At 57.6% G+C, this 686-nt stretch carries 1 protein-coding gene; it reads left to right on the top strand.

The genetic code is table 11. The features are described 5' to 3' along the window. A partial coding sequence (locus tag H9627_RS14120) for an IS256 family transposase (RefSeq protein WP_191734646.1) occupies nt 1-657 on the top strand: 657 nt, incomplete at its 5' end. Nucleotides 658-686: the final 29 nt, after the last annotated feature.

Raw genomic sequence — 686 nt, 5'->3', positions numbered from 1 at the left:
GAAGGAGCATCATTCTGGGCCCATGTGTGCGCCAACCTGGCTACGCGCGGAGTCCAGGACGTGTTCATCGTGTGCTGTGATGGGCTCAAGGGCCTGCCGCAGGCGGTGGAGGCCACCTGGCCTGATTCCATGGTCCAGACCTGTGTCGTGCACCTGATCCGGGCAGCGAACCGGTGGATGGCCTACGGGGATCGCAAGGCCGTATCGGCGCAGTTGAGGAAGATCTACACCGCCCCCACCGAGGACACCGCACGCGCGGCGTTGGAGGAGTTTGAGACCTCTGAACTGGGGGTGAAGTACCCGCAATCAGCGAAGGTATGGCGTGATGCGTGGGATCGGTTTATCTCGTTTTTGCAGTTCCCGCCGATGGCCCGGAAGGTGATCTATACAACGAACTCGATTGAGTCGATGAACAATGAGCTGCGTAAAGCTACCCGGAATCGGGTGCAGTTCACCAATGATGACTCAGCGATCAAGACGTTGTGGTTGATGATCTGCAACATTGAGGACAAGCGGGCTGTGAAACGTGCCAAGCAGGGCAAACGCTCCGCAGCGACCAGTGGCAGGTTGATCGAGGGCACGAAGGTGACGAACTGGAAGCAGGCGATTAATCAGATGTCTGTGGCGTTCCCAGACCGCTTTGAGGCTTACCTTTAACTTTTAAATCCGGGAGCCCCACACACAAA

Origin of the sequence: Corynebacterium gallinarum, from assembly GCF_014837045.1 — a bacterium.
Taxonomy (GTDB): domain Bacteria; phylum Actinomycetota; class Actinomycetes; order Mycobacteriales; family Mycobacteriaceae; genus Corynebacterium; species Corynebacterium gallinarum.
Note: the sequence above shows the minus strand (reverse complement) of the source record. Positions and strands in the feature narration are given on the sequence as shown.